At 31.4% G+C, this 22,627-nt stretch carries 23 protein-coding genes and 1 riboswitch; of the genes, 14 read left to right on the forward strand and 9 right to left on the reverse strand.

The features are described 5' to 3' along the window. The first annotated feature begins 10 nt into the window (after positions 1 to 10). Positions 11 to 211: a hypothetical protein gene (locus tag Q4Q47_RS02045; RefSeq protein ID WP_303304990.1), complete on the forward strand. Its 201-nt coding sequence runs from the start codon at positions 11 to 13 to the stop codon at positions 209 to 211. A gap of 120 nt (positions 212 to 331) precedes the next feature. Here Q4Q47_RS02045 and Q4Q47_RS02050 read toward each other — a convergent pair whose 3' ends face one another. The 4 genes from Q4Q47_RS02050 to Q4Q47_RS02065 form a co-directional block, all read right to left on the reverse strand. Continuing rightward, positions 332 to 874, reverse strand: coding sequence for a DUF4252 domain-containing protein (locus tag Q4Q47_RS02050; protein ID WP_303304991.1), 543 nt, complete (start codon positions 872 to 874; stop codon positions 332 to 334). 116 nt (positions 875 to 990) lie between these two features. Further along, entirely contained in the window at positions 991 to 1,584 is a 594-nt protein-coding gene (locus Q4Q47_RS02055; protein WP_303304992.1) for a DUF4252 domain-containing protein, read from the reverse strand. An 18-nt stretch (positions 1,585 to 1,602) separates the two neighbouring features. Beyond that, positions 1,603 to 2,067 carry a hypothetical protein gene (locus tag Q4Q47_RS02060; RefSeq protein WP_303304993.1) on the reverse strand — a complete coding sequence of 155 codons (465 nt, stop codon included), beginning with the start codon at positions 2,065 to 2,067 and terminating at the stop codon, positions 1,603 to 1,605. Beyond that, a complete protein-coding gene (locus tag Q4Q47_RS02065; RefSeq protein WP_303304994.1) occupies positions 2,054 to 2,563 on the reverse strand; it encodes an RNA polymerase sigma factor in 510 nt (169 codons plus the stop codon). Before Q4Q47_RS02065 ends, Q4Q47_RS02060 begins: the two co-directional genes overlap by 14 nt. A 149-nt stretch (positions 2,564 to 2,712) precedes the next feature. Here Q4Q47_RS02065 and Q4Q47_RS02070 point away from each other — a divergent pair, with 149 nt between their 5' ends. Together Q4Q47_RS02070 and Q4Q47_RS02075 are read left to right on the forward strand one after the other, a co-directional pair. Then, positions 2,713 to 4,179, forward strand: coding sequence for a S41 family peptidase (locus tag Q4Q47_RS02070; RefSeq protein ID WP_303304995.1), 1,467 nt, complete (start codon positions 2,713 to 2,715; stop codon positions 4,177 to 4,179). A gap of 1 nt (position 4,180) precedes the next feature. Next, entirely contained in the window at positions 4,181 to 4,903 is a 723-nt protein-coding gene (locus Q4Q47_RS02075) for a Dph6-related ATP pyrophosphatase (protein WP_303304996.1), read from the forward strand. Positions 4,904 to 5,029: 126 nt separating this feature from the next. Here Q4Q47_RS02075 and Q4Q47_RS02080 read toward each other — a convergent pair whose 3' ends face one another. Together Q4Q47_RS02080 and Q4Q47_RS02085 are read right to left on the reverse strand one after the other, a co-directional pair. Then, positions 5,030 to 6,082, reverse strand: coding sequence for a YncE family protein (locus Q4Q47_RS02080; RefSeq protein ID WP_303304997.1), 1,053 nt, complete (start codon positions 6,080 to 6,082; stop codon positions 5,030 to 5,032). A 3-nt stretch (positions 6,083 to 6,085) separates the two neighbouring features. Beyond that, positions 6,086 to 7,957, reverse strand: a complete 1,872-nt coding sequence (locus Q4Q47_RS02085) for a TonB-dependent receptor domain-containing protein (RefSeq protein WP_303304998.1) — start codon at positions 7,955 to 7,957, stop codon at positions 6,086 to 6,088. Between the two features lie 28 nt (positions 7,958 to 7,985). After that, positions 7,986 to 8,251: riboswitch (cobalamin riboswitch) on the reverse strand. A gap of 90 nt (positions 8,252 to 8,341) precedes the next feature. Between Q4Q47_RS02085 and Q4Q47_RS02090 the strand changes: the two genes are divergently transcribed. The 7 genes from Q4Q47_RS02090 (at position 8,342) to Q4Q47_RS02120 (ending at position 14,307) form a co-directional block, all read left to right on the forward strand. After that, a complete protein-coding gene (locus Q4Q47_RS02090) occupies positions 8,342 to 8,845 on the forward strand; it encodes a bifunctional adenosylcobinamide kinase/adenosylcobinamide-phosphate guanylyltransferase (RefSeq protein WP_303304999.1) in 504 nt (167 codons plus the stop codon). Continuing rightward, positions 8,845 to 9,891: a nicotinate-nucleotide--dimethylbenzimidazole phosphoribosyltransferase gene (cobT, locus tag Q4Q47_RS02095; RefSeq protein WP_303305000.1), complete on the forward strand. Its 1,047-nt coding sequence runs from the start codon at positions 8,845 to 8,847 to the stop codon at positions 9,889 to 9,891. Before Q4Q47_RS02090 ends, cobT begins: the two co-directional genes overlap by 1 nt. A gap of 36 nt (positions 9,892 to 9,927) precedes the next feature. Continuing rightward, positions 9,928 to 10,689: an adenosylcobinamide-GDP ribazoletransferase gene (locus tag Q4Q47_RS02100; RefSeq protein WP_303305001.1), complete on the forward strand. Its 762-nt coding sequence runs from the start codon at positions 9,928 to 9,930 to the stop codon at positions 10,687 to 10,689. Beyond that, a complete protein-coding gene (gene cobC / locus Q4Q47_RS02105; RefSeq protein ID WP_303305002.1) occupies positions 10,674 to 11,240 on the forward strand; it encodes an alpha-ribazole phosphatase in 567 nt (188 codons plus the stop codon). The genes Q4Q47_RS02100 and cobC overlap by 16 nt, the downstream gene beginning before the upstream one ends. 98 nt (positions 11,241 to 11,338) lie before the next feature. Next, a complete protein-coding gene (locus tag Q4Q47_RS02110) occupies positions 11,339 to 12,481 on the forward strand; it encodes an ABC transporter substrate-binding protein (protein ID WP_303305003.1) in 1,143 nt (380 codons plus the stop codon). Next, positions 12,482 to 13,513, forward strand: coding sequence for a FecCD family ABC transporter permease (locus Q4Q47_RS02115; protein ID WP_303305004.1), 1,032 nt, complete (start codon positions 12,482 to 12,484; stop codon positions 13,511 to 13,513). Continuing rightward, entirely contained in the window at positions 13,513 to 14,307 is a 795-nt protein-coding gene (locus Q4Q47_RS02120; protein ID WP_303305005.1) for an ABC transporter ATP-binding protein, read from the forward strand. The genes Q4Q47_RS02115 and Q4Q47_RS02120 overlap by 1 nt, the downstream gene beginning before the upstream one ends. A gap of 354 nt (positions 14,308 to 14,661) precedes the next feature. On the opposite strand, the gene Q4Q47_RS02125 is transcribed toward Q4Q47_RS02120, so the two are convergent. Next, entirely contained in the window at positions 14,662 to 16,062 is a 1,401-nt protein-coding gene (locus tag Q4Q47_RS02125) for a Gfo/Idh/MocA family protein (protein WP_303305006.1), read from the reverse strand. Positions 16,063 to 16,192: 130 nt separating this feature from the next. Continuing rightward, positions 16,193 to 18,583, reverse strand: a complete 2,391-nt coding sequence (locus tag Q4Q47_RS02130; RefSeq protein ID WP_303305007.1) for a LamG domain-containing protein — start codon at positions 18,581 to 18,583, stop codon at positions 16,193 to 16,195. Positions 18,584 to 18,835: 252 nt separating this feature from the next. Here Q4Q47_RS02130 and rmuC point away from each other — a divergent pair, with 252 nt between their 5' ends. The 4 genes from rmuC (at position 18,836) to Q4Q47_RS02150 (ending at position 22,140) form a co-directional block, all read left to right on the forward strand. Further along, positions 18,836 to 20,155 (forward strand): DNA recombination protein RmuC, encoded by a 1,320-nt coding sequence (gene rmuC / locus Q4Q47_RS02135; protein WP_303305008.1) that lies wholly within the window; start codon positions 18,836 to 18,838, stop codon positions 20,153 to 20,155. Between the two features lie 115 nt (positions 20,156 to 20,270). Beyond that, on the forward strand, positions 20,271 to 20,900 hold the full coding sequence (locus Q4Q47_RS02140; RefSeq protein WP_303305009.1) for an HMG-box domain-containing protein: 630 nt from the start codon (positions 20,271 to 20,273) through the stop codon (positions 20,898 to 20,900). Further along, entirely contained in the window at positions 20,897 to 21,598 is a 702-nt protein-coding gene (locus Q4Q47_RS02145) for a DUF3307 domain-containing protein (protein ID WP_303305010.1), read from the forward strand. The genes Q4Q47_RS02140 and Q4Q47_RS02145 overlap by 4 nt, the downstream gene beginning before the upstream one ends. Positions 21,599 to 21,603: 5 nt before the next feature. Then, positions 21,604 to 22,140, forward strand: coding sequence for an acyl-CoA thioesterase (locus tag Q4Q47_RS02150; RefSeq protein WP_303305011.1), 537 nt, complete (start codon positions 21,604 to 21,606; stop codon positions 22,138 to 22,140). A 51-nt stretch (positions 22,141 to 22,191) separates the two neighbouring features. Here Q4Q47_RS02150 and Q4Q47_RS02155 read toward each other — a convergent pair whose 3' ends face one another. Continuing rightward, positions 22,192 to 22,539, reverse strand: coding sequence for a hypothetical protein (locus Q4Q47_RS02155; protein WP_303305012.1), 348 nt, complete (start codon positions 22,537 to 22,539; stop codon positions 22,192 to 22,194). Positions 22,540 to 22,627 lie beyond the last annotated feature (88 nt).

Consider the following 22,627-nt stretch of genomic DNA (forward strand, 5'->3'; position numbering starts at 1 on the left):
AATCAGGTATATGTTAAACGATAAGCAATCTTTATTACTTTGTGGTCTAATGGCTTGTGGTATTTTTGTTGCTGGAATTTTAGACATCTTGAAAAATTTTATTGTTTTAACGCTTCTTACCATCATATTTTTAACAATTATTGCTAATCTTTTTTATTCAAAATTGAATCAGAAAGAGGATACAGAAAATCAAAATGATGACTCAAAATAAAAAGGCTTGCCGAAATATTGGCAAACCTTTTTTGTTCCTCGCTTAGCGAGGATGAAAATCTTTAAAAGGAACCCCTAGACCTAAGTCTTTAAGAGTTTAATTAATTAACATTACTATAAATTATTTAAAGAAATTCATGATATCTTGTACTTGATTTTCATCAACATTAGCCTTTTGCAAAGCAGTAATTAGAGTGACCATTTTATCTGGACTCATATCATCACCCAATACACGAACAATAGCAAAACCAAGCTCTTTAGCGTGTCCAAAAACAACCACTTCATCAGCTTCATCATCAGTACCAATATACTTTACACTAATTTTTCTTCCTTTATCGTTAAATTCCATTAAATCCTTATACTTAGAATCTTTTAAAATAGCTTTTATTATTTTTATCTCTGCTTTTAATGCTTCGGCATTATTTTCATTAGCCTTATATCCTAAGAAATTTAATTTATTTACTGAGTTATAGGCCTCTTTTTGTTCCTCTGAAAAAGTAGTTTGGTCTAATTTAACCATTGATAAGGGAAGGTCTTGTGAAATAAAATTTGATGCTTCTTGATTATCTACAAAATAGCTTTGTAAACTTGCATTACTAGCACAGCTCACTAAAATAATTGCTGTAAATAAAGTGTATAAAACATGTTTGATTGTTCGTTTCATCTGTGTATATTTTTTTGTTGTATGATTATGATGGTCAGATATAATTTGCATATCTAAAAATCTCCATAATTATTGAGATTTTTAGATATGCTATTATTATGATTGATGATTTTTTTTTAATTCTTTTTTTCCAAATGTTTACCTCCCGGAATATTCATTTTATCAGTAAGTTTAGAGATTTCATTTAGATCTATATCTCCTGTAAGCGCTACTATTACCGTTTCTATTTTTCTGGTTTCGCCATTAATTTCAACACCTTGCCCTTTCATAGCCTTATCGATACCATTTACAAAAATTAAAAGTTCTTTTACATGATCTGCATCTTTACCTTCTTTTACATAAAATTTCACTTCGGTACCATCATCTTTAACTTCCATTAATTCTTCTAAAGAACTTGAACGAGATTTTACCCATTTTTTGATGTCTCCAGAAATAGCCTTATTATCTGTTACAATTGTTTTAAAACTAGTGATACTTTTTACCATATCCACATAAGCTTTAGCTTCAGCATCTTCTACATTGATTCCCATTTTTGCTATCATTTGAAACATTTTAGGCTTTATGGATACATAAGTAACATCGGAATTATCGCTGTATTTATCAAAAATATTTTGCGCCATTCCTGTTAATGGTAATAACATCAATGCCAGTATAAATACAATTATTTTTTTATTCATCTTTTCCTTATTAAAATTTATTATTGTTTTCATTTCTTCGTTTTTTACTTGTTAATTTTTAAAAATTATACTTGTGGTATTTTCAATTTCATTAAGATAACCCAGTGTAGCAGTACCTTTATTTACTTCGTTTAGGTAATTTACAGTAGAGACTCCTTTATTAAAATTGCTTGAAATCATTTCCAAAGCTTTTGATACTTCGTTAAAAGCAAGCTGTGGATCTTCAATTGTACCAACATCATTAGGTTGATTAAAATAAAACCCTAACATAAGAACAGCAACTGCAGCGACAGAAATCCATTTGTAATTAAAAGTACGTTTAGTTTTTAACGGGACGTCTTTAGTAAATTGTTCTTGTTGGTTTACCAAAAAATATGCAAACATGGGCTTATACATTTCTAAATGTGGCTCTACAGTTTCTTGCGAAAAATAGTGTTTTAACTGCTGCTCTTCCTTTAGCGTTGTTTCACCGTTTTCATACTTTTCTAGTAATTTTTCTATATTATTTAATACCATAATTATGTGTATTAGTTAATTTCTCTCTTATTGTTTTTCTTGCTCTCGATAAATTTACACGTACCGCTGTATTATTCATATCCAGCATTTTTGCAATCTCATCAAAATCATATTCTTCTATATCTCGTAATTGAATGATGACTCTTTGTTGTTCGGGTAACTCCTCAATAATTTTTGAAACCCAATCTACACTATCATTTAATTCAACTTGTTTTTGTAATGGTGTGTTTCCATCTTCATAATTACTATGTACAATTTTTAAATTTTGAGCTTGTTTAGATTTTAATTTATCAAAACAAAAATTCTTAGTCATTGTCATAGAAAAAGCTTCTACATTCTTATATTCCTGAATCTTCTTTTTATTATTCCACAATTTCAACAAAACCTCTTGTGTTGCATCTTCAGCTTCCTCGGTAGATACAAGCAATCGCTTTGCTAAACGAAAGACTTTATCTTTAAAAGGCATTACAATATTTAAAAACTCTACTTGAGTCATTGATGGTTTGGTTTAGTTAAATCAGCTTTATTATTGCTATTTGATATTACGACGACCTATATTCTATTTTGTTACAAAATATTTTTAATTATATAATAATGTAAGTAAATTTAGAGTTTTAAAGACTAAACGTTTATAAAAAAAAAGCTATGAAATATTTTAAAGCCCTAATTCTATTACTTGCACTTACCTTTTTAACAACAAGTTGTTTTGAAGATGATGATGACATTGCCATTACTGCAAGTGAAATAAATGATTTTGTTTGGAAAGGCATGAACGCATTTTACCTCTATAAAGAGAACATTCCTAATCTTGCTAATGATAGATTTTCCAATAACCAAGATTATGCTGATTATCTAAATAGTTTTTCTAAGCCTGAAGAGTTATTTGAAAGTTTAATATATCAAAGAGAAACAATAGATAGGTTTAGCTGGATTGTTGACGATTATATTGCATTAGAACAGTTATTTAGTGGTATATCGACAAGCAATGGCATGGAGTTTAAAATATTTCAATTTTCTTCAACAGATACTAATATTTATGGTTTTGTAACGCACGTGTTGCCTAATACTGATGCTGATTCTAAAGGTGTTACGCGAGGTGATATTTTTTATGGAATTGATGGTACACAACTTACGACTAACAACTACAGATCTCTTTTAAATCAGAGTAATTACACAGTTAATCTGGGTAGCTATAATGATAATGATACTCCAGATAATTCTGATGATTCCATAGATCAAAGCTCCGAAAGTGTCTCATTATCAAAATCTCAATACACAGAAAATCCAATTTTTATTAATTCTGTGTTGGATATAGCCGGAACTAAAGTTGCTTATTTAATGTATAATGGTTTTACAGGAACCGAACAATTTAATGCTGAATTAAATGATACCTTCGGAACATTTAAAAACGCTAATACTACAGAGCTAGTTCTCGATTTACGTTACAATCCTGGCGGATCTGTTAATACAGCTATCATGTTATCTAGTTTAGTTACTGGACAATTTAATGGTGATGTTTTTAGTACAGAACAATGGAATAGTGAATTACAACAAGCTTTTCAAAATGATAATCCAGAGTCATTAATCAATCGATTCGTAAATAATAATGAGGGTACACCTTTAAATAGTTTAAATCTAAATAAGGTCTACGTATTAACTAGCCGTAGTAGTGCTTCTGCTAGTGAATTGGTTATTAATTCATTAAAGCCGTACATTGATGTTGTACAAATTGGAACAGCAACAGCTGGTAAATATCAAGCATCAACAACATTATACGATTCTGAGAACTTTAGACGTAGCGGAGCTAACCCTGGCCATACATATGCCATGCAACCATTAATATTTAAATCGTTAAATATCGATGGTGTAACCGATTATTTTGATGGACTTTCTCCTGAAACCGGAAATGTATTATCTGAAAGCATAAATAATCTAGGCGTTTTAGGCGATATAAATGAACCGCTTCTTGCCGCTGCAATTGCTAAAATAACAGGCACAGGGCGATCTATCACTGAAAAGGCTACATCTGTACATTTTATAGGAGATAGCAAAGATTTACTTCCTTTTTCTAAAGGTATGTACACAAACAAAAAACTACCAACAGGATTATAATTTGAATAAAACCAAAACCTATTTCAATTGGAGTTCTGGAAAAGACTCTGCATTGGCACTTCATCATTTATTGCAAAACAAACGCTATGCTGTTGAAGAGCTCATTACCACAGTAAATAGTCATTACAATCGGGTGTCTATGCATGGACTTCGAAAAGAGTTATTACTTGCGCAGACCAGCGCCCTGAATATAAAATCGAGTCTTATTGAATTGCCCGAAATGCCAAGTATGGAAATCTACGAGCAAAAAATGACAGACATTGTTACTCGGTTAAAAGGTGATGGTTTTACACACAGTGCATTTGGTGATATTTTCCTTGAAGATTTAAAAACTTATCGTGAAAACCAATTAGCTGAAGTCGGCTTAAAAGCAGTTTTTCCTATTTGGAAACGAGACACTAAAGAACTGATTTATGAATTTTTAGATTTAGGTTTTAAAACGATTATTGTGTGCGCCAATTCTAAATATTTTAATGAAGATTTTGTTGGTACCATTATAGATAAAAATTTTATTGACAACTTACCTGAAGGTGTAGATCCGTGTGGTGAAAATGGTGAATTTCATACCTTTTGTTTTGATGGCCCCATCTTTAACAAACCCATTCCGTTTACCATAGGCGAAAAAGTATATCGAGAATACAACGCCCCAAAAACAGATGATTCTATTTGTAAAACTGATAAATATGGGGTTTGGTATTGTGATTTAATACCAAAAAACTCATAATTATATTATAGTTAGTAATCTATTGAAACTTTTATTCCTTTAATAAAACAGGTGTCTAAATAAAAAATGCCGCTTTTAGCGGCATTTAATAAAGTAGTTAAGAATTTTGGTAGAAAATACTAATTCTTAATTAAAATAAATTTTAGAAGCTCCTAAAGCTATAGCCTTAGTAGTTATTTTATTTTTAGTTGATAAATCATAAATATTTAGCTCGCTTAAATCTGTAAAATCCGCATCCAATAAATATATTTTGTCATCTTTCACTTCCATTCCATATAAATACCCTTGTGATTCTACTATTGATGTAGAAGATAATGCTGTTGCATCTTCATCAATTGAATATACTTTTCCTCCTAATTCATAATATAGCATACCATTATCTAATACCATTAAAGATGGATGTTCACCATCCGCAAAGGTTAAAGCTGACACCTCTGTATTTGTAGACATATTTATATTAACAATTGATGCTATAGTTTCATTTCCTGTCCAGGATTCATTTCCTCCACATAAAACAACTAACTCGCCCTTAGTATTTACAAAAATCTCATCCGGTTTATAACCAACAGTTATAGTTTCTACACTATTATCTGATAAATCAATTACAGATATGATATTATTAGTACCAAACCCTCCTTTATGAGACACATATAATTTGCCGTTACTTTCTATAATTCTTTCAGGTCCGTTCCCTACTGCTATCGTTCCGTCTACAGCATATGTATTTAAATCAACAATAGCAATGAAATCATCTGTTTCATCTGCCGTAGACCCCCAGTTAGTTACATACCCTTTATTATCTACAGTTTCCATATATCTGGGTTTATTTAAGCCTGTAGTTATTGTAGCCTTATCTTCAAAAGTATACCTATCTACAACTGTAACTGAATTTGTATTATCTACAACAATAAATGCTCTATCATTATCAAAAGTTATTGATTGCAAATAAACACCCAATTCATTAGTATTTACTTTTTTATAAATAAGATTTTCTGTTGTGGTCAAATCATTTGAAATAAAAGAGATAGAGCCTGTTCCTGCTCCACTACCTTCTCCGCTAATTAGAATTCCGTTTTCGTAGTCCCCTTTTGGTAGTTGCGGTGAATCATCATCACTACAAGATGCTAAAAATAACGCACTTAAAATAAAGGCTTTTGATATTAATTTATTGATTTTCATTGATTAGAATTTATAGTTTATATTAAAGTTTAAATTTCTATTAGGCATAGGTCTTCTAGGTTGTACCTCATAATATTTATTAAATATGTTGTTTACCTTAAGACCAATTGTTAATTGTTTATTTTGAAGATTTAAAAGTTTATAGTCCAATCCTGTATTGGCCACAAAGTAATGAGGTATTACAAAGTCGTTAGAATTGCTTTCTGTCGTATACACTTTACCATTGATTAACTGCTGATAAAAAAAACTAAATCGTTTATGAGTATACCCTAGATTGCCATTAAGTAAATGCTTAGGCACAAAAATTAGTTGATTGTCTGTAGCCTTATTAGTTGCCACAGTATAACTATAGTTCATATTAAGCTTTACAATATGTTTATTAAAAGTTCTATTAAATGACAAAGATACTTCCATACCTTTATTATTAACTTCTGATAGATTTATTGGTACCCAAACTCCAGGTTTGTCAGGATCCCCTCCGGGTGTCCAAACTATTTTATCTTTAGCATTTATGTAAAATACTCCGATATCAATTAAAAATTGATTGTTCTTATAACCAATTCCAAATTCTCCCTGTAAAGCTGTTTCGGGTATTAAATCCAAATTCCCTTGTCCCGGCCAAAACAAATCATTGTAAGTTGGTACCCGAAAGTTTTTAGAACCATTGGCTCTAAAAAACAAATTCCTGAATGGTTTTACTTTTATCCCTAAAGCATAAGTAAATGGGACGTCATAATCTGAATTAAAATCTTTTCTAAGTTTAGCGTCGAAAGACACCAAGCTATTGATATTCTGATTATAAATTAAAGATTGAGAAAATTGTTTTCTATTTCTTTCCGTGATTTGATCTGTTTTTCCAAAAGCAGATTCATACTCTGAATAAGAGGTTATACTAGCTTTTAATTCAGGGAAACTGTAAGAAACATTATAATTAACAAGATAACGTTTGGACTTTCCAAAATTAAATGTGCTTAAAGTTCTATCTTCAAAATATCGATACTCCTGAGTTAAAAAAGCAAATTTAGCCTCGTGACTTAGCCTTGGTTTTTCAAGTGTGTAAACCAATAAGTTTCTATGGCTAAAATCTTGATACTTATCATTAGCAGATAATGGGTTTGGCAATTCGCCAGAAAAAAATCTTTCTCCTAAGTAATTAGCACTATAGAATTTTAATTTAGAAGACTTTGTTAACGAATAAGCAACACTTGCATTTAATCCAAAATTCTCGTAAGCACCATTTGTATTCTTAAAATCTGTATTTAAAAACTTATAATCGTTTTCAGATTGGTTATAAGAAACACCAGAGTTAATAGCAAGCTTAGAATTTGAGAATTTAAATTTATACAAGCCTCTGTAAGTTTCAAAACTTCCAAGAGAAGCCTTTAATTGGTTTTTAATTTGCTTGGTATTGGTAAACTGTAAATGGTCACTTAAATGGATGGTACCTCCTACTGCTCCAGATCCATATTCCAAACTCCCTCCTCCACTCCTTACATCTATCGCATCAAACAAGCTCACTGTTAACGAGTTAAACCCGGTTTGACCGTTATTAATAGAATTGATATTAATACCATTCCAAATTACAGCAGTGTTTGACGCACTGGTACCTCTAAAACTAGCAGAACTCGTTCCTCCCGATCCATACTCTCTTAAGTATAAAGGCGAATTAAAACGTAATAAAGAAGTAAACGATTCTGTATTTCTCAATATAACAGAATCACTTAAAGTAATAACTTTATATCCTACAGAATGTTTTTTCAATTTCTTGTCGGCCTGAATGACAACCTCCTCTAAACGATTCACCAGACTATCATTTTGAGCCGTGCCATTAAAGCAAACTATATAAAATATCGATACAATTAGAATTCTCCTCATAATTAACTTTTATCCCGAAAGTTTAGCTTATTTTGTTTTGAAAATGGCAGGTCTCCTGACTTGCGTCTTCATGTTCGTCTTCCCAGAAAAAATCCAGTGACTAGAAGTTTAACATGAAGCTTACAGCTTACAGTTGCGGGAACAGTTCAGGACTCGAGATTTTAGATTTTAGATTTAGATTTTAGAATTCAAAAATTCGTAAGCCATCTATCTACAATCGGCAATCACTTCACCTGATTCCCTTTTAATCCGTTCAATTTAAAACTGAACAGAACCAAAATTCGCTGCAAATATACTAATCAATTTTAGAATTAAGAGTACACTTCTCGCTTTATTCATATAAAATATTTAATCTTTGCAAATACAATAAATAATTTTCTGGATATGATTTTTTACATAACAGGAGGCGAACGCTCAGGAAAAAGTCGCTACGCACAAGACTTAGCGTTATCTCTTTCAAAAACTCCTAAATATATTGCTACATCACGTGTTTGGGATGATGATCATAGAAAACGAATTGATAGACATATTGCCGATAGAGATGAAAGATGGACGTCTGTTGAAGAAGAAAAAGTTCTTTCTAAAATGATAAACCCGAAAGATGTGGTCGTTATTGATTGTGTAACACTGTGGCTTACTAATTTCTTTGTAGACACCAAAAATGATATTGAAAAAAGCTTAGAATTAGCTAAATCTGAATTTGAAAAATTACTTGATATAGATGCGACCATCATTATAATTTCCAATGAAATTGGCATGGGTGTACATGCCCAAACAGAAATAGGTAGAAAATTTACAGAACTTCAAGGTTGGATGAATCAACATATTGCTAAACATGCAAATAAGGCAACTATGATGGTATCAGGAATCCCTTTAACTCTAAAATAATGACGCACACCATAACATCTATAAACAATTCTAAATTAAAACTTGAGCTTCAAAAAAAGATTGACCTTAAAACAAAACCTTTAGGTGCTTTAGGGCTCTTGGAGCATTTAGCTTTAAAAATTGGTTGTATCCAAAATACTTTAAACCCAGAGATATCTAGTCCCTCTATTGTTGTATTTGCAGGCGACCATGGTATTGCAACTAAGGGAGAAGTAAATCCTTTTCCGCAAGAAGTAACGGCTCAAATGGTTTATAATTTTGTAAATGGTGGTGCCGCCATAAATATTTTCAGCAATACCAATAACCTAAACTTAAAGATAGTTGACGCCGGAGTAAACCATAAGTTCCCTGAAGCACTTGATATTATTAATGCTAAAATTGATTTTGGCACTAATAACTATCAGGAAGAACCCGCTATGACATTAGAACAATGCGAAAAGGCTATTAATAAAAGTGGTAACATTATTTCTAAACTTAAAAACGAAGGCACAAACACCATTGGTTTTGGAGAAATGGGAATTAGCAACACCTCTTCTGCAGCGTTACTTATGTCATATTTTACAAAAATGCCTATTTCTGAATGTGTAGGTGCAGGCACAGGATTAAATAAAGAAGGCATCAGTAAAAAACAACAAATCTTATCTGAAGTTTTAAAAAAACACAATCCCAAAAATGCTTTAGAAGCTGTATCAATTTTTGGTGGTTTTGAAATAGCCATGCTTTGTGGTGCTATTTTAAAAGCAGCAGAACTAAAAATGATCATAGTTGTTGACGGATTTATTGTAACTGCCGCCTTATTGGCCGCGCAGGCAATAAATAAAAATGTTTTAGACTATTGTGTATTTGCTCATAATTCAAATGAAAAAGGACACATAAAAATGTTAGCCTTTTTAAATGCAAAACCGCTATTATCTTTAGGCTTAAGACTAGGTGAAGGTACAGGAGCTGCATTAGCAATACCACTATTACAAGCATCGGTGAATTTTTTAAATAATATGGCGAGTTTTGATACGGCCGGGGTAAGCGAGGAAACTGTAGCTAATTAGAAATGAGTATGGTTAAAAATTAATTAATACAAACAGATGAAAAAGGAACTCCAAATTTTCTTAACAGCCGTCATGTTTTTTACAAGAATTCCTTGCCCGAGGTGGGTAGATCACAATCCCGAATATCTTTCAAAAAGTGCTAAGTATTTTTCGCTAGTCGGTGTTATTGTTGGTAGTATAGGCGCTTTAGTTTTTTATGGTTTTTCTTTTATTCTTTCTACAGAAATAGCACTTTTACTTAGCATGGTTGCTACCATATACATAACAGGAGCATTTCATGAGGATGGTTTCGCAGATGTTTGTGACGGATTTGGAGGTGGATGGACTAAAGAAAAAATTCTTCTTATTATGAAGGATTCCCGCTTAGGAACCTATGGTGTCACTGGGCTGATGTTAATGCTTGCCATTAAATTTTCAGCACTAAGAGAGGTTCCTATTCATTTTATTCCAATAACGATCATTGCAGGACATAGTTTAAGTAGGTTTATAGCAACTACATTAATTTACACACATCCTTATGTTAGAGATGCTGAGGATAGTAAAGCAAAACCAGCCGCAAAAAATATCACTATAAATATGCTCCTTATTAGTGCTATGTTTGGGGTAACGCCATTATTATTTTTCAATAAACCTTTAATTTTCATAGCTATTATTCCATGTTATTTAGCAAAAATCTATCTAGGCACTAAATTTAAGAAATGGTTAGGTGGACAAACAGGAGATTGCGCAGGAGCTGTCCAGCAGTTATGTGAAATTGTATTTTATTTAAGTGTCGTAGCCTTATGGAAATTTATATAATTAGACATACAACTCCCAACATTGAAAAAGGAGTTTGTTACGGACAAACCGATCTAAACTTAGTTGACACTTATCTTGAAGAATTTAAAACTATAAAACAACAAATCCCTAATAGCAAAAAATGTACTATAAAAAGTAGCCCGTTAAAACGATGTGCGTTGTTAGCAAATCATTTAGGATCTCCTGTCCTTTTTGATGATCGTTTAAAAGAACTTGATTTTGGAGATTGGGAAATGAAACCATGGAATGATATTTCTGAAGAAATATTAAACCCCTGGATGGAAGATTTTGTATATACCAGAGTTCCTAATGGAGAATCCTATATTGATTTGGCATCAAGAATAAATAGTTTCTTTGAAGACATTATAAAATCACATGATAAACAGCCTCTAATAATAGTAAGCCATGCTGGCCCTATACGAGCATTTCTTTCATCTGTTTTAAACATTTCTTTAGAGAAATCATTTCGTATTAAAATTCAATACGGTGATGTTTTTCATCTTAAAAAAGAAGATAATTCGTTAAAGCTTATTTCTGAAATTAAAATATAACCCGTTTTTAATAAATACTAATTCAGTAAAATTATAATTATCGGAAGACTATAGTTTTTCAAAAAAAATAAAGACCTTTAGACCTTAATTACTTTTCCATGCGTTTTTTAATTCTTTTAGTAACATGTTCTGTACTTCTTACATCCTGTAAAAAGGAGAATCGACAAACAGCGGTTTCTATAAATAAATCAGAGGGAACTGAAGAAATTATTAGTTACGCTAAAGGCTTCTCCATTACTAATTATGAAGATTATAAAAAAGTGGTTGTTAATTCCGCATGGCCAAATAGCAATAAAATCTTTACTTATTTATTAGTAAATAAAGGCAAAAAACGACCAAAGCATGATAACAATACTAAAATAATAGAAATACCAATAAAAACCCTTGTTGCTGTTTCTACAACCAATATTTCTATTTTGGATTATTTGGGAGTGGGCAACAGTTTAATTGGTTTTCCCAATACAAAATACATTTGCTCTGAAAAAGCAAGGAAACGTGTAGATAATGGAGACATTAAAGAATTAGGTAACGATTTAGAGCTCAACATTGAATTACTTTTAGAGTTAAATCCAGAAATGGTACTCGGTTTTTCGGTTAATGGGGTTAATAAAAAATTAGATCAAATAGAGAAATTAGGCATTCCAGTAGTCCTCGATGGTGCTTGGACTGAGCAACACCCTTTAGGAAGATCTGAATGGATTAAATTTGTAGCGGCATTTTATAATAAAGAAAAAGAAGCCGATTCCATTTTTAAAACTATAGAAGCCAATTATTTAAAAGCAAAAGAAGCAGCAAAAAATATCGTTAGAAAACCAACAGTGATGTCTGGTTCTACTTTTAAAGATATATGGAGTGTTCCTGGAGGTAAAAGTTTTATTGCTAAATATTTAGAAGATGCCAATACCGATTATCTTTGGAAAGAAAATGATAGTAACGGAAGTATACAACTGAACTTTGAAAATGTATTAGAGAAAGCTCAAAATGCAGAATTATGGATAGGGTCCGGAAACTTTGACACGAAAAAAGAAATGTTATATGAACATAAAGGTTATGCCTTTTTTGATGCTTATAAAAACAACAATGTATATACTTATACTGAAAAAAAAGGTGCAAAAGGAGGGTTGTTTTATTACGAATTGGGGACTTTACGGCCTGATTTAATTTTAAAAGATTTTATAAAAATTGCACATCCAGAATTATTAAATGATTATGAACTTTTCTTTTTTAAACGTTTAAAATAGTTGCCAGAGACTAAAACATATAAACTATCATTTACAGTATTAATTTTAGTACTTCTTCTGTGTTTCTGCGCAAATATTAGCTTAGGCTCGGTTTTCATTCCTTTTCAAGATGTTTTTAACGGTTTAATTGGAAACCCAACAGGAAATGCATCCTGGCAACATATTATTCACGAATACAGATTACCAAAAGCTTTAACAGCTATTATCGTTGGGTCAGGTTTGGGAATCTCTGGATTGCTCATGCAAACCCTATTCAGAAATCCGCTGGCGGGCCCTTTCGTTTTAGGAATTACATCTGGTTCCAGTTTAGGCGTGGCTTTAGTTATTATGGGAGCCTCTCTTTTTGGTGGTGCATTTGCTGGAATATTTGTTTCCAAATGGAGTATTGTAATTGCAGCCAGTTTAGGTAGCTTTACGGTACTTTTATTTGTTCTAATCATATCTAATAAAGTTAGAGACACCATGGCCATATTAATTATAGGCTTAATGTTTGGTAGTATTACTACTGCTACGGTTAGCGTTCTCTCCTATTTTAGTTCTGCTGAAGAATTACAACAATATATTTTTTGGGGCTTTGGTAGCATAGGGAATCTTACATGGCACGAATTATTTATTTTCTTTATAATTTATGTCATAGGTATATTAATGAGTTTAGTCTCCATTAAGGCATTAAACACATTATTATTAGGAGAAAATTATGCAAAAAGCTTAGGGTTAAATATAAGAACAAGTCGATTATTTATAATCATTGCTACCAGCTTATTAGCAGGGACCATTACTGCTTTTGCAGGTCCTATCGTATTTATTGGATTAGCTATCCCACATATGACACGACAAATTTTTAACACCTCCAACCATAAGATATTATTACCTGCAGTTTTTTTATTTGGCGCTATTGTCATGCTTATTTGTGATAGTATTGCACAATTACCCTCAAGCGACCTTACCTTACCAATTAATGCTATAACTTCTTTAATTGGAGCACCTGTTATAATTTGGTTACTAGTTAGAAAACGAAAAATGGTATTTTAATGACAAATAACAATCAACATATCGTTTTAAAAACCCAGGATTTAGCCATTGGTTATACTTCTAAAAAAGTAAAAACGATTATAGCTTCTAACATAAATATTGAATTACATAAAGGAGAACTTGTTGGACTTATTGGAGCAAACGGTATTGGAAAGTCTACATTATTACGAACACTTACTAATGTTCAGCATAAACTAGGTGGGAGCATTACAATTAATAATACATCTTTAGAAAACTATTCAAATATTAATTTAGCTAAAGCATTAAGCTTAGTCCTTACAGAATCTCTGGGATCAAAAAACTTAACTGTTTTTGAGTTGGTGGCTCTAGGTCGTCAACCTTATACTAATTGGGTTGGAAATTTAACTAGCGAAGATTTTCAAATTATAAAGCAATGTTTACTTCAAACAAATATTGATAGTCTAAAACATAAAAAATGTTACGAACTAAGCGATGGTCAACTACAAAAAGTTATGATTGCACGTGCTTTGGTTCAAGATACCGATTTAATTATTCTGGATGAACCCACCACACATCTAGATATGTACCACAAAGCTTATATTTTAAAACTACTTCAAAAACTAGCTAAAGAAACCAACAAAACTATTCTATTTTCTTCTCATGAAATAGATTTAGCTATTCAATTATGCGATACTTTAATTGTAATGAATAAAGATGCTGTTATTACAGATCTGCCGTGTAACCTTATAGAAAAAGGGGTTTTTAATGATTTATTCCCAAAAGATTTAATAATTTTTGATAATAAAACAGGGAGCTTTCGAGTGAAGAAATAAAGGCTTTTCAATTTTTATTTAAATATGAACATTTTTACTTCATTGAAAATAAATCATTTAGAAACTCTCCCCAAATTTACCGTCATTTTTAGTATATAATTTCTAAAATCTATTCTAATGAATTCATTAAAGATTTTTTTGTCTTTATATTAATGAATCTGTGATTTCATGGGAATGATAATTTCAACGGAAACCCAAGGCAAATCCTCAAGGAATTCTTTTCGATTAAACTTACCTGTTGTTCATTTTTGTATTCTCCCAACAAAAATGAACAACAGGTTAAGAAAGTATGCCTTAATTCAAGTCGTTTATCGTTAATAATTAATGTTCTACTTATACCAATTATAATTGGTATTACTGAACAATACCAAGTGGTTTGGTTGTTTTCCAACTTCCTTTGGTGAAATCCGGGAACTCTTGCGAACTACCATGTTCAGCAACAGAAGCTTCACTTAGTGGTCCTACAGCACTCCAAAAACAACCTTCATAAACATTTTGATCTAATGGTTGTCCATTTCTTAGACATTCAATTATACGATATGACATCATATAATCCATACCACCATGACCGCCATTTTTCTTAGATATTTCACCTAAGCGTTTATATAGTGGATGTTCATACTTTTCGTAGATAGCATCTAATTGTTCTCCTTGAGCCCAGGAATGATGATTTTTAGTCGCTCCTTCTACTCCCCCTTCAAATGCTATTCTAGTAGGAAATCCAGTTAAAATTCCTTTAGTACCTTGAATTAAATTATGCCTTGAGTAAGGTCTTGGACTTGTTTCATCCCATTGTACCATTACTGTACGTCCCATAGTCGTTTTAATAATAGAAGTATTTATATCTCCGCCTTTAAAATCCATTTGATTCCATTTATGACTTGCATCGAAATTCTTCTTAGCATAGAGGTTACGTCCTTTTCCAGGTGAGGACATCGATACAATACGTTCAAAATTATCTTCACCCCTAGCAAGGTTCATATATTGAGCTACCGGTCCTAAACCATGAGTCGGATAAAGGTTTCCATCTCTTTTTGCGTAATGATAGGTTCTCCATGATCCAGTTCCTCTTTCTACAGAATTCATTTGTCCTCTTAATTCATGAATATAGGATGCTTCGCCATGAAGTAATTCGCCAATAACACCTTGACGACACATGTTTAAATATAACAATTCATCACGTCCATAATTAACGTTTTCCATCATCATACAATGTTTCCCCGTTTTTTCGGAAGTTTCAACAATCTCCCACATTTCTTTAATGGTTAAAGCTATAGGAACTTCAACAAAAGCATGAGCACCTTGCTTCATGGCTTCAATAGCCATTGGTGCATGGTCTTTCCATGGTGTAGCAATAAAAACGGCATCTGGCTTAACCTCCTTCAACATTTTCTTCCATTCATTCTTACCGCCAGTATATAGGGCAATATCTTTATGACGTACACCTGCACCTTTTTCAACACATCTACTAGCTACTTTAGTGGCCAAGTCTTTATATAAATCACAAATAGCAACAACTTCTGTTCCTTCAATAGAAGCTGTTCGAGTTGCATGCCCCGATCCTCTTGCTCCAACACCAATAAAGGCACAACGAACCGTGTCCAATTTTGGAGCAGCATAATCGCCCATATATTTTGGCCTAAAAGCCATAGATGATGTATTAAAAGTACTGGCACTTAAAAAATTAGGCAAAAGAGCCAAGCCAGCTCCTGCAATGGATGATTTTTTTAAAAAATCTCTTCTATTGGAATTCATACTCTATAATTGTTTTAGTATTAAATAAAAGCTAAAGATATATAGAAAGGAAGTCTAAACAGGTGAACGTTTGGGTGAACAAAGTAATTTTTAAAATTAAAATTAAGTTAAAATATCATTTTTACATGATTTATTTTTTTGTAAAACTTTGATATTCTATTCTAAAAGGTTCTGCATAAAGTATTTCATAATTTTTTGAAAACGTAGTATAAGCGCTTTGTGCCAACCCATGTTTTCCTGAAGAAACAAGTTCACTAATCAGTATTTTAAGGGCATTTTCATTAAGACTATCAAACAAAAGAATCGTTTTAGCTATTTTTATATTCAATTCTGCGTACAGATGTTTATTTTGATCATTATAAATTTTTGATAATAGATTTTCAACCTCATTGGATATCTTATTCTTAAAATAATCGACCCATTCTGTTTGTATATTTTGTAAAATATTGCCTCTTTTCAATAGTTCGATAAAAGCTTCCAAATCCTTTAAAGTTAGTTTTCCCAATCTCAATTCGTGTTCAATAGACTTCTTAAGTTTTATATATTGAAAAATATCGATTTCAAAATTTGTAGTATTTATAATACGCCATTTTTTTTCTGTAAAAACAACCTCTAAGCCTTCTATTTTTGATAAGGCCTTTCTCAACTTTCTAATGTTACCATTTCTATTTTCTTTAGCTTTCATTTTTGAAACTCCAGGCCAAAATGTTTCTGTAAGCTTATTAGTACTGACCCCATCTTTTTCTTCTAAAGTAGATAAAATCAAAAAAGACAATAATTGTTTGTGAAGTGGTGAAAAAGAAAGAGGTAATGCTTTTTCCGAAACTAAATCGATACGAAAATTACCGAAAAGATAAAGTGTATTTTGTTTTGGTCGTGACTGTTTTAAGTATTCTGAATCTTGTTGTGGTTTTATATGCGGTTTAACGGATGATTTTTTTCTTTTATAAAGAAATACAAAGATGCTCCCAAAGAAAACAAAGGCACCAATTATCACATAAGCCATAAGATTACTTCTTTTAAATGGTTCATGCTGAAACAAGGTAGTAATTTCTTTTTGTGAAAGTCCTCTATTCCATATTTTCAAGTCATCAATTGATCCATGAAATTGTTCTCCCCAAATATTATTACCAATGACTAAAGATTGTTTAGAAGGTATAATATTATGAGCATCTGCTTCTCCTATCCTTTCCCCATCAAGATAAAATTCCACAGTGGCTTTAGGATTATAAACGACAACTAAATGTTGCCATTCATTTATTTTAAGTGGCTGTTCAATAATATGATCTTTTACAGTAGCCATAGTAAAATCTGGATTCCCATCTCTTAATTTAAGGGAAAACGCCATACCGAAACCCAAAATCCCCATATAATGGGGGATACTATCCGGCTTTACCCAAGCAGCAATACTAATAGGAGTTTCAAAATTGAGCGTGTTCTCTTTTGAATAATCAATAAAAGAATCATCAGAATTGAAGTACAAAACACGTCCTCTCTCAGAATCATTTACAATTGAAACATTTTTAGAAATAAACCTATCCCAAGTGCGTTCCACAGTATTCTCAATCCTATTTTCAAAAGAAAAGTCATAAATAAGTTTATCTTTTATATCAATGTTATAAGCACTAAAAATTCTAGGTGCATCGTTTTGACCAACATGATGAATAACTTCTGCTGGAGTAATTCTATATCCATTCTTATATGGAGAGAGTACTTGTTCTGTTTCGGTTAACGGAAAAGAGAACTTAGCAGGGGTAATACTTTTAGGAGATTTCACCCAAGAAATGGCATTTAAAAGTTTACCGTTATATTCAGCAACCCCTCTAAAACGTCTTTTGCTATTTAATGAATCTGCAATCTTTTTCACCGCTTCAATTTGAATTTCTGAGGCAAGAATAAAGTTAGGTGGCTTTCCTGTACATTTCCATAATTCTAAAGTATTGTTTAAAAGTATAGTGTCCATTCTAGCTGAAGAATTATAAAGAACTAACTTATCTAAAGGATCTGAAGAAAACCTATTTTCATATTTATTCTCGCTCCTAATCCGTTGAATTGATGTTGATGCTATTTGAGATTCCAAAACAGCAAAAACCTGAATCCCTTTGTCTTGCAAAAATTTTATTTTAGGCCATTCGTTTTTTTTATGGAATAAACATTTTTCAAAAAAAATGTTATTTAAAAAATGCTGTAACTTCTGTTCATCCAACTCTCCTTTAAACACTAACGATATTATAGTCTGAGTGTCATTTTTTAAAAACTTTTTTATATTGTTTAATACTTGTCCAAGGTTTCTTTGGGGTTTTGCATTTTTAATAATATATGTTGTTTCTGTTTCTTCTATTTTCAGAAAAAAAGCATTAATACCAGAGCGAAGTTTGTTTTCAATAGATTCTATTTTGTCTTCACAAACAAAGACAAAATCATCAATAGATAAATCGTTTTGAGAATATATTAAACGAGGTAATAAGAAGCATAAAAAATAAAATAAGTACTTTTTTTTTAACACGATCCATTTATCCATTACCATTCTTGATTTTTTTAAAATAATAGTAATGTTTTTATAAAGTTAAAACACAGGAAACCTCTAATGAATTATACACAAGCTTTCCTTCTTATAATCTATTGTATCAAAAATATATAAAATTATCAAAAGCAAAAAGGGATACCTCTAAAGACTCAAATAAACATGCCCCCAAATGTTAAGAAAGATTATTATAAAGATAAAATTCAAAACTTATAATTTACTATTTTTACCGTATTACATATTTAATTTATGAACGACAATCTTATTCTCATTCTTACTATCGTTATTTCTGCTGTTATTGGTGCTTATTTAGGTATTCTTTTTATAAAACTTAAAACTAAAAGTGAAAAAAGCACGCTTGAAGAACGCCAAAAGCAAATGAGCTTAATTATTGATGATTTAAAGCAAAACTTAAATAAAGTTGAAAGTGAGCGCGAAGATATTCGTCGCGAAAAAGATTTTTTAAACACAGAATTAACTCGAAAAAATACCGAATACGAAAATCTTCAACAACAAAATATAAAACGCGATAAAGAACTAGAAGAACGCCAAGAACAATTACGTAAAGATTTTGAACTTTTAGCCACTAAAATTCTTGATGAAAAATCAGAAAAATTCACACTTCAGAATAAAGAAAACATAAAGAATATTTTAAATCCGCTTCAAGAAAAAATTAAAACTTTCGAAGAAAAAGTAGATTTAACTCAAAAGGAAAGTATTAGTATGCATTCTGCTTTAAAAGAGCAATTACTAGGTTTAAAAGATCTTAATCAACAAATGACCAAAGAAGCTACCAACCTTACACGAGCCTTAAAAGGAGATAGTAAAATGCAAGGGAATTGGGGAGAATTGGTTTTAGAACGTGTTCTTGAAAAATCTGGATTAGAAAAAGACAGAGAATATTTTGTACAACAGAGTTTCACCTTAGATGATGGATCCAGAGTGCTACCCGATGTTGTTTTGCATCTTCCTGATAGCAAAAAGATGATTATCGATTCTAAAGTATCATTAACAGATTACGAACGTTTGGTAAATGCCGATGATGACGATAAAATACCATTTTTAAAAGCACATGTTAATTCTATTAGAAAACATGTCGATCAACTTTCGGAAAAAAATTATCAAGATTTATATGATATAGAATCGCCAGATTTTGTGCTCATGTTTATCCCTATAGAGCCTGCTTTTGCTGTAGTTGTAAACGAAGACAATGCTATATACAACAAAGCTTTTGAGAAAAATATTGTCATTGTAACACCATCCACTTTACTAGCCACGCTTCGTACTATCGATACCATGTGGAATAATGAAAAACAACAGCGAAATGCTATAGAAATTGCTAGACAAGCCGGTGCCTTATACGATAAGTTTGAAGGCCTGGTGAAAGATTTAACTGGTGTCGGCAAAAAAATTGATGCGGCAAAAACGGATTATTCTGCAGCTATGAACAAGTTGGTTGATGGCAAAGGTAATCTGGTTACAAGCGTTGAAAAACTAAAAAAAATGGGTGCTAAAGCTAAAAAAGCACTACCAGAAGCCATTATAAAACGTGCAGAAGAAGACCATTAACAATGTTTTTTATCACACAATAACGTGATATATCAAATTATCACATAAAAATGCGATATTATTGTTTATCACACAAAAATGTGATACATTTGTTTATCACACAAAAACGTGATGTATGATATCAAACACAATAACAAGTGTCATAACGGGAGACATTATCAAGTCCAGAGCTCAGGTAAATCCAGAAGTATGGATAACGGTGCTAAAGAGAGCTTTATCTTATTTAAGTAATGATAAGGCCTACTGGGAAATATATCGCGGTGACAGTTTTCAAATAGAAATTAAAGATATTTACTCTAGCTTTATAGCTGCATTATATATAAAAGCCTGTATAAAATCCATTCATGGTTTAGATGTGCGTTTAGCTATAGGCATTGGCAATAAAACCTACGAAGGCGAAAACGTAACAGAATCTAATGGAGAAGCCTTTGTGTTTTCGGGAGAAACACTGGAAACCTTGAAAAAAGAGAAACAAAATTTACGCATAAAAACCAATAGTCATGAAATTGACGAAACATTAAATTTATATTTTAAGTTAGCCCTTATATCCATGGATAGCTGGACAGTGAATCTAGCAGAAATTGTTAAGTTAAGTATAGAAAAGCCTGATGCATTACAAAGCGAACTAGGAAAACTTATAGGTATAAATCAAAATGCAATAAGTACCAGGCAAAAAAGGGCTCATTTAGATGAAATCAAGGAGTTAGACCTTATGTACAGACAAAAAATAAATGCTTTAACATGATACTACTAAAACTTTTATTAGCGCACTTAATTGGTGATTTTTTTCTGCAACCTCAAAAGTGGGTAAAAGAAAAAGAAAAGAAAAAATTAAAATCGCCAAAACTATATTTACACATACTAATTCATGTTTTGCTATTAATAGTATTACTATGGGATATATCGCTATGGCCATTTGTGCTAACAATAGGCGTTTCACATCTTTTAATTGATGGTTTTAAGCTTATTATTCAAAAGAAAAAAACAAAACGATTACTGTTTTTTATAGATCAGTTACTTCATATTTTAGTGATTATTGGGTGTTATTTTTTCTATTTAGACAATACATTTCATTTAGAGTCTTTTATAACCGAAGACAATCTTTTACTACTAACTTGTTTATTGTTTTTAACAATTCCCGTCTCTATAATTATGAAAACCATTTTTTTAAAATGGAATATTTCAGAACTTACTAAAAATAACGAGTCACTTAAGGATGCAGGCAAAATTATTGGTATTTTAGAACGTATTTTAGTGTTTATATTTATAATTGTAAATCACTGGGAAGCTGTTGGGTTTTTAATTACCGCTAAATCAGTTTTTAGATTTGGAGATTTAAAAGAATCCAAGGACAGACAGCTTACAGAGTATATTTTAATAGGTACTTTAATCAGTTTTGGAATAGCAATAATTATAGGTATTATATATACCGTGTTAACTTAGAGTACATGTTTAAAACTATAAAAGAATCTCAAATTATCATCTCGGAATTAATGTTACCATCGCACTCAAACTTTAGTGGAAAAATTCACGGTGGGTATATTTTAAACTTAATGGATCAAATAGCTTTTGCCTGTGCGTCAAAGCATTCCAGAAACTATTGTGTTACGGCATCTGTAAATAAAGTAGATTTTTTAAACTCTATAGATGTTGGCGAGTTGGTAACATTAAAAGCATCTGTTAATTATACAGGTAGAACTTCTATGGTTATTGGTGTTCGTGTTGAATCGGAAAATATTCAAACTGGCCATACAAAACATTGCAATTCTTCTTATTTCACCATGGTAGCTAAAGATGAAAACGGAAAAAATGCTTCAGTACCTGGTATTATACTAGATTCAGAACAAAGTATCCGTCGTTTTTCAAGAAGTATTGCAAGACAAGAACAAGCAAAGGAAAGATCTAATAGTTTTAAAGCTTCCGAATTTAAAATAGATGATTACATAGAACTTTTAAAAGACCATAACACAAAAGTAGCACTTTAAAAGGCGTAAAAAATAGTATTCATGTTATTTAATACGCCCCTATTTTTTTAACTAATCTGTCGATAGCTTATATAAAGTATAAGCACCAATTGCCATAACCAAATCTCTAACAGCCACATCTAGATAGTGTCCACTAAAAATTAACACTAATGCTATAAGGGTTAACCAGGCAGCAACTATTATGGCTCCAATTTTAGTTTTAACTAACACTAAAACTCCAGCAATAATTTCAATAATACCAATAATCATCATAAAAGTCGAAGCTTCAAATGGTAGAGTGTCTTGTAAACCTGCTCCCAGATACTGAGACCAATCGGTTAAAATATTGGTAAACTTGTCTAATCCTGCTACGATAGGTACTAAACCATACGTATACTTAAGCAAATCTTTTACATCCATAATTCTTATTTTTAGTTAATTACACGCTTTAGATGTTGAAACAAAAAAAAAGTTACAAAATGTTGTAACTTTTTACCAATATATTTAT

Source organism: Flavivirga spongiicola (genome assembly GCF_030540825.1).
Classification (GTDB): domain Bacteria; phylum Bacteroidota; class Bacteroidia; order Flavobacteriales; family Flavobacteriaceae; genus Flavivirga; species Flavivirga spongiicola.

What these genes read in the sequence shown, in the direction of transcription:
- Q4Q47_RS02045 (WP_303304990.1), top strand. Translation starts at nt 11, where the DNA reads ATGTTAAACGATAAGCAATCTTTATTACTTTGTGGTCTAATGGCTTGT.
- Q4Q47_RS02050 (WP_303304991.1), bottom strand. Translation starts at nt 874, where the DNA reads ATGAAACGAACAATCAAACATGTTTTATACACTTTATTTACAGCAATT.
- Q4Q47_RS02055 (WP_303304992.1), bottom strand. Translation starts at nt 1,584, where the DNA reads ATGAAAACAATAATAAATTTTAATAAGGAAAAGATGAATAAAAAAATA.
- Q4Q47_RS02060 (WP_303304993.1), bottom strand. Translation starts at nt 2,067, where the DNA reads ATGGTATTAAATAATATAGAAAAATTACTAGAAAAGTATGAAAACGGT.
- Q4Q47_RS02065 (WP_303304994.1), bottom strand. Translation starts at nt 2,563, where the DNA reads ATGACTCAAGTAGAGTTTTTAAATATTGTAATGCCTTTTAAAGATAAA.
- Q4Q47_RS02070 (WP_303304995.1), top strand. Translation starts at nt 2,713, where the DNA reads ATGAAATATTTTAAAGCCCTAATTCTATTACTTGCACTTACCTTTTTA.
- Q4Q47_RS02080 (WP_303304997.1), bottom strand. Translation starts at nt 6,082, where the DNA reads ATGAAAATCAATAAATTAATATCAAAAGCCTTTATTTTAAGTGCGTTA.
- Q4Q47_RS02085 (WP_303304998.1), bottom strand. Translation starts at nt 7,957, where the DNA reads ATGAGGAGAATTCTAATTGTATCGATATTTTATATAGTTTGCTTTAAT.
- Q4Q47_RS02090 (WP_303304999.1), top strand. Translation starts at nt 8,342, where the DNA reads ATGATTTTTTACATAACAGGAGGCGAACGCTCAGGAAAAAGTCGCTAC.
- cobT (WP_303305000.1), top strand. Translation starts at nt 8,845, where the DNA reads ATGACGCACACCATAACATCTATAAACAATTCTAAATTAAAACTTGAG.
- Q4Q47_RS02100 (WP_303305001.1), top strand. Translation starts at nt 9,928, where the DNA reads ATGAAAAAGGAACTCCAAATTTTCTTAACAGCCGTCATGTTTTTTACA.
- cobC (WP_303305002.1), top strand. Translation starts at nt 10,674, where the DNA reads ATGGAAATTTATATAATTAGACATACAACTCCCAACATTGAAAAAGGA.
- Q4Q47_RS02110 (WP_303305003.1), top strand. Translation starts at nt 11,339, where the DNA reads ATGCGTTTTTTAATTCTTTTAGTAACATGTTCTGTACTTCTTACATCC.
- Q4Q47_RS02120 (WP_303305005.1), top strand. Translation starts at nt 13,513, where the DNA reads ATGACAAATAACAATCAACATATCGTTTTAAAAACCCAGGATTTAGCC.
- Q4Q47_RS02125 (WP_303305006.1), bottom strand. Translation starts at nt 16,062, where the DNA reads ATGAATTCCAATAGAAGAGATTTTTTAAAAAAATCATCCATTGCAGGA.
- Q4Q47_RS02130 (WP_303305007.1), bottom strand. Translation starts at nt 18,583, where the DNA reads ATGGATAAATGGATCGTGTTAAAAAAAAAGTACTTATTTTATTTTTTA.
- rmuC (WP_303305008.1), top strand. Translation starts at nt 18,836, where the DNA reads ATGAACGACAATCTTATTCTCATTCTTACTATCGTTATTTCTGCTGTT.
- Q4Q47_RS02140 (WP_303305009.1), top strand. Translation starts at nt 20,271, where the DNA reads ATGATATCAAACACAATAACAAGTGTCATAACGGGAGACATTATCAAG.
- Q4Q47_RS02145 (WP_303305010.1), top strand. Translation starts at nt 20,897, where the DNA reads ATGATACTACTAAAACTTTTATTAGCGCACTTAATTGGTGATTTTTTT.
- Q4Q47_RS02150 (WP_303305011.1), top strand. Translation starts at nt 21,604, where the DNA reads ATGTTTAAAACTATAAAAGAATCTCAAATTATCATCTCGGAATTAATG.
- Q4Q47_RS02155 (WP_303305012.1), bottom strand. Translation starts at nt 22,539, where the DNA reads ATGGATGTAAAAGATTTGCTTAAGTATACGTATGGTTTAGTACCTATC.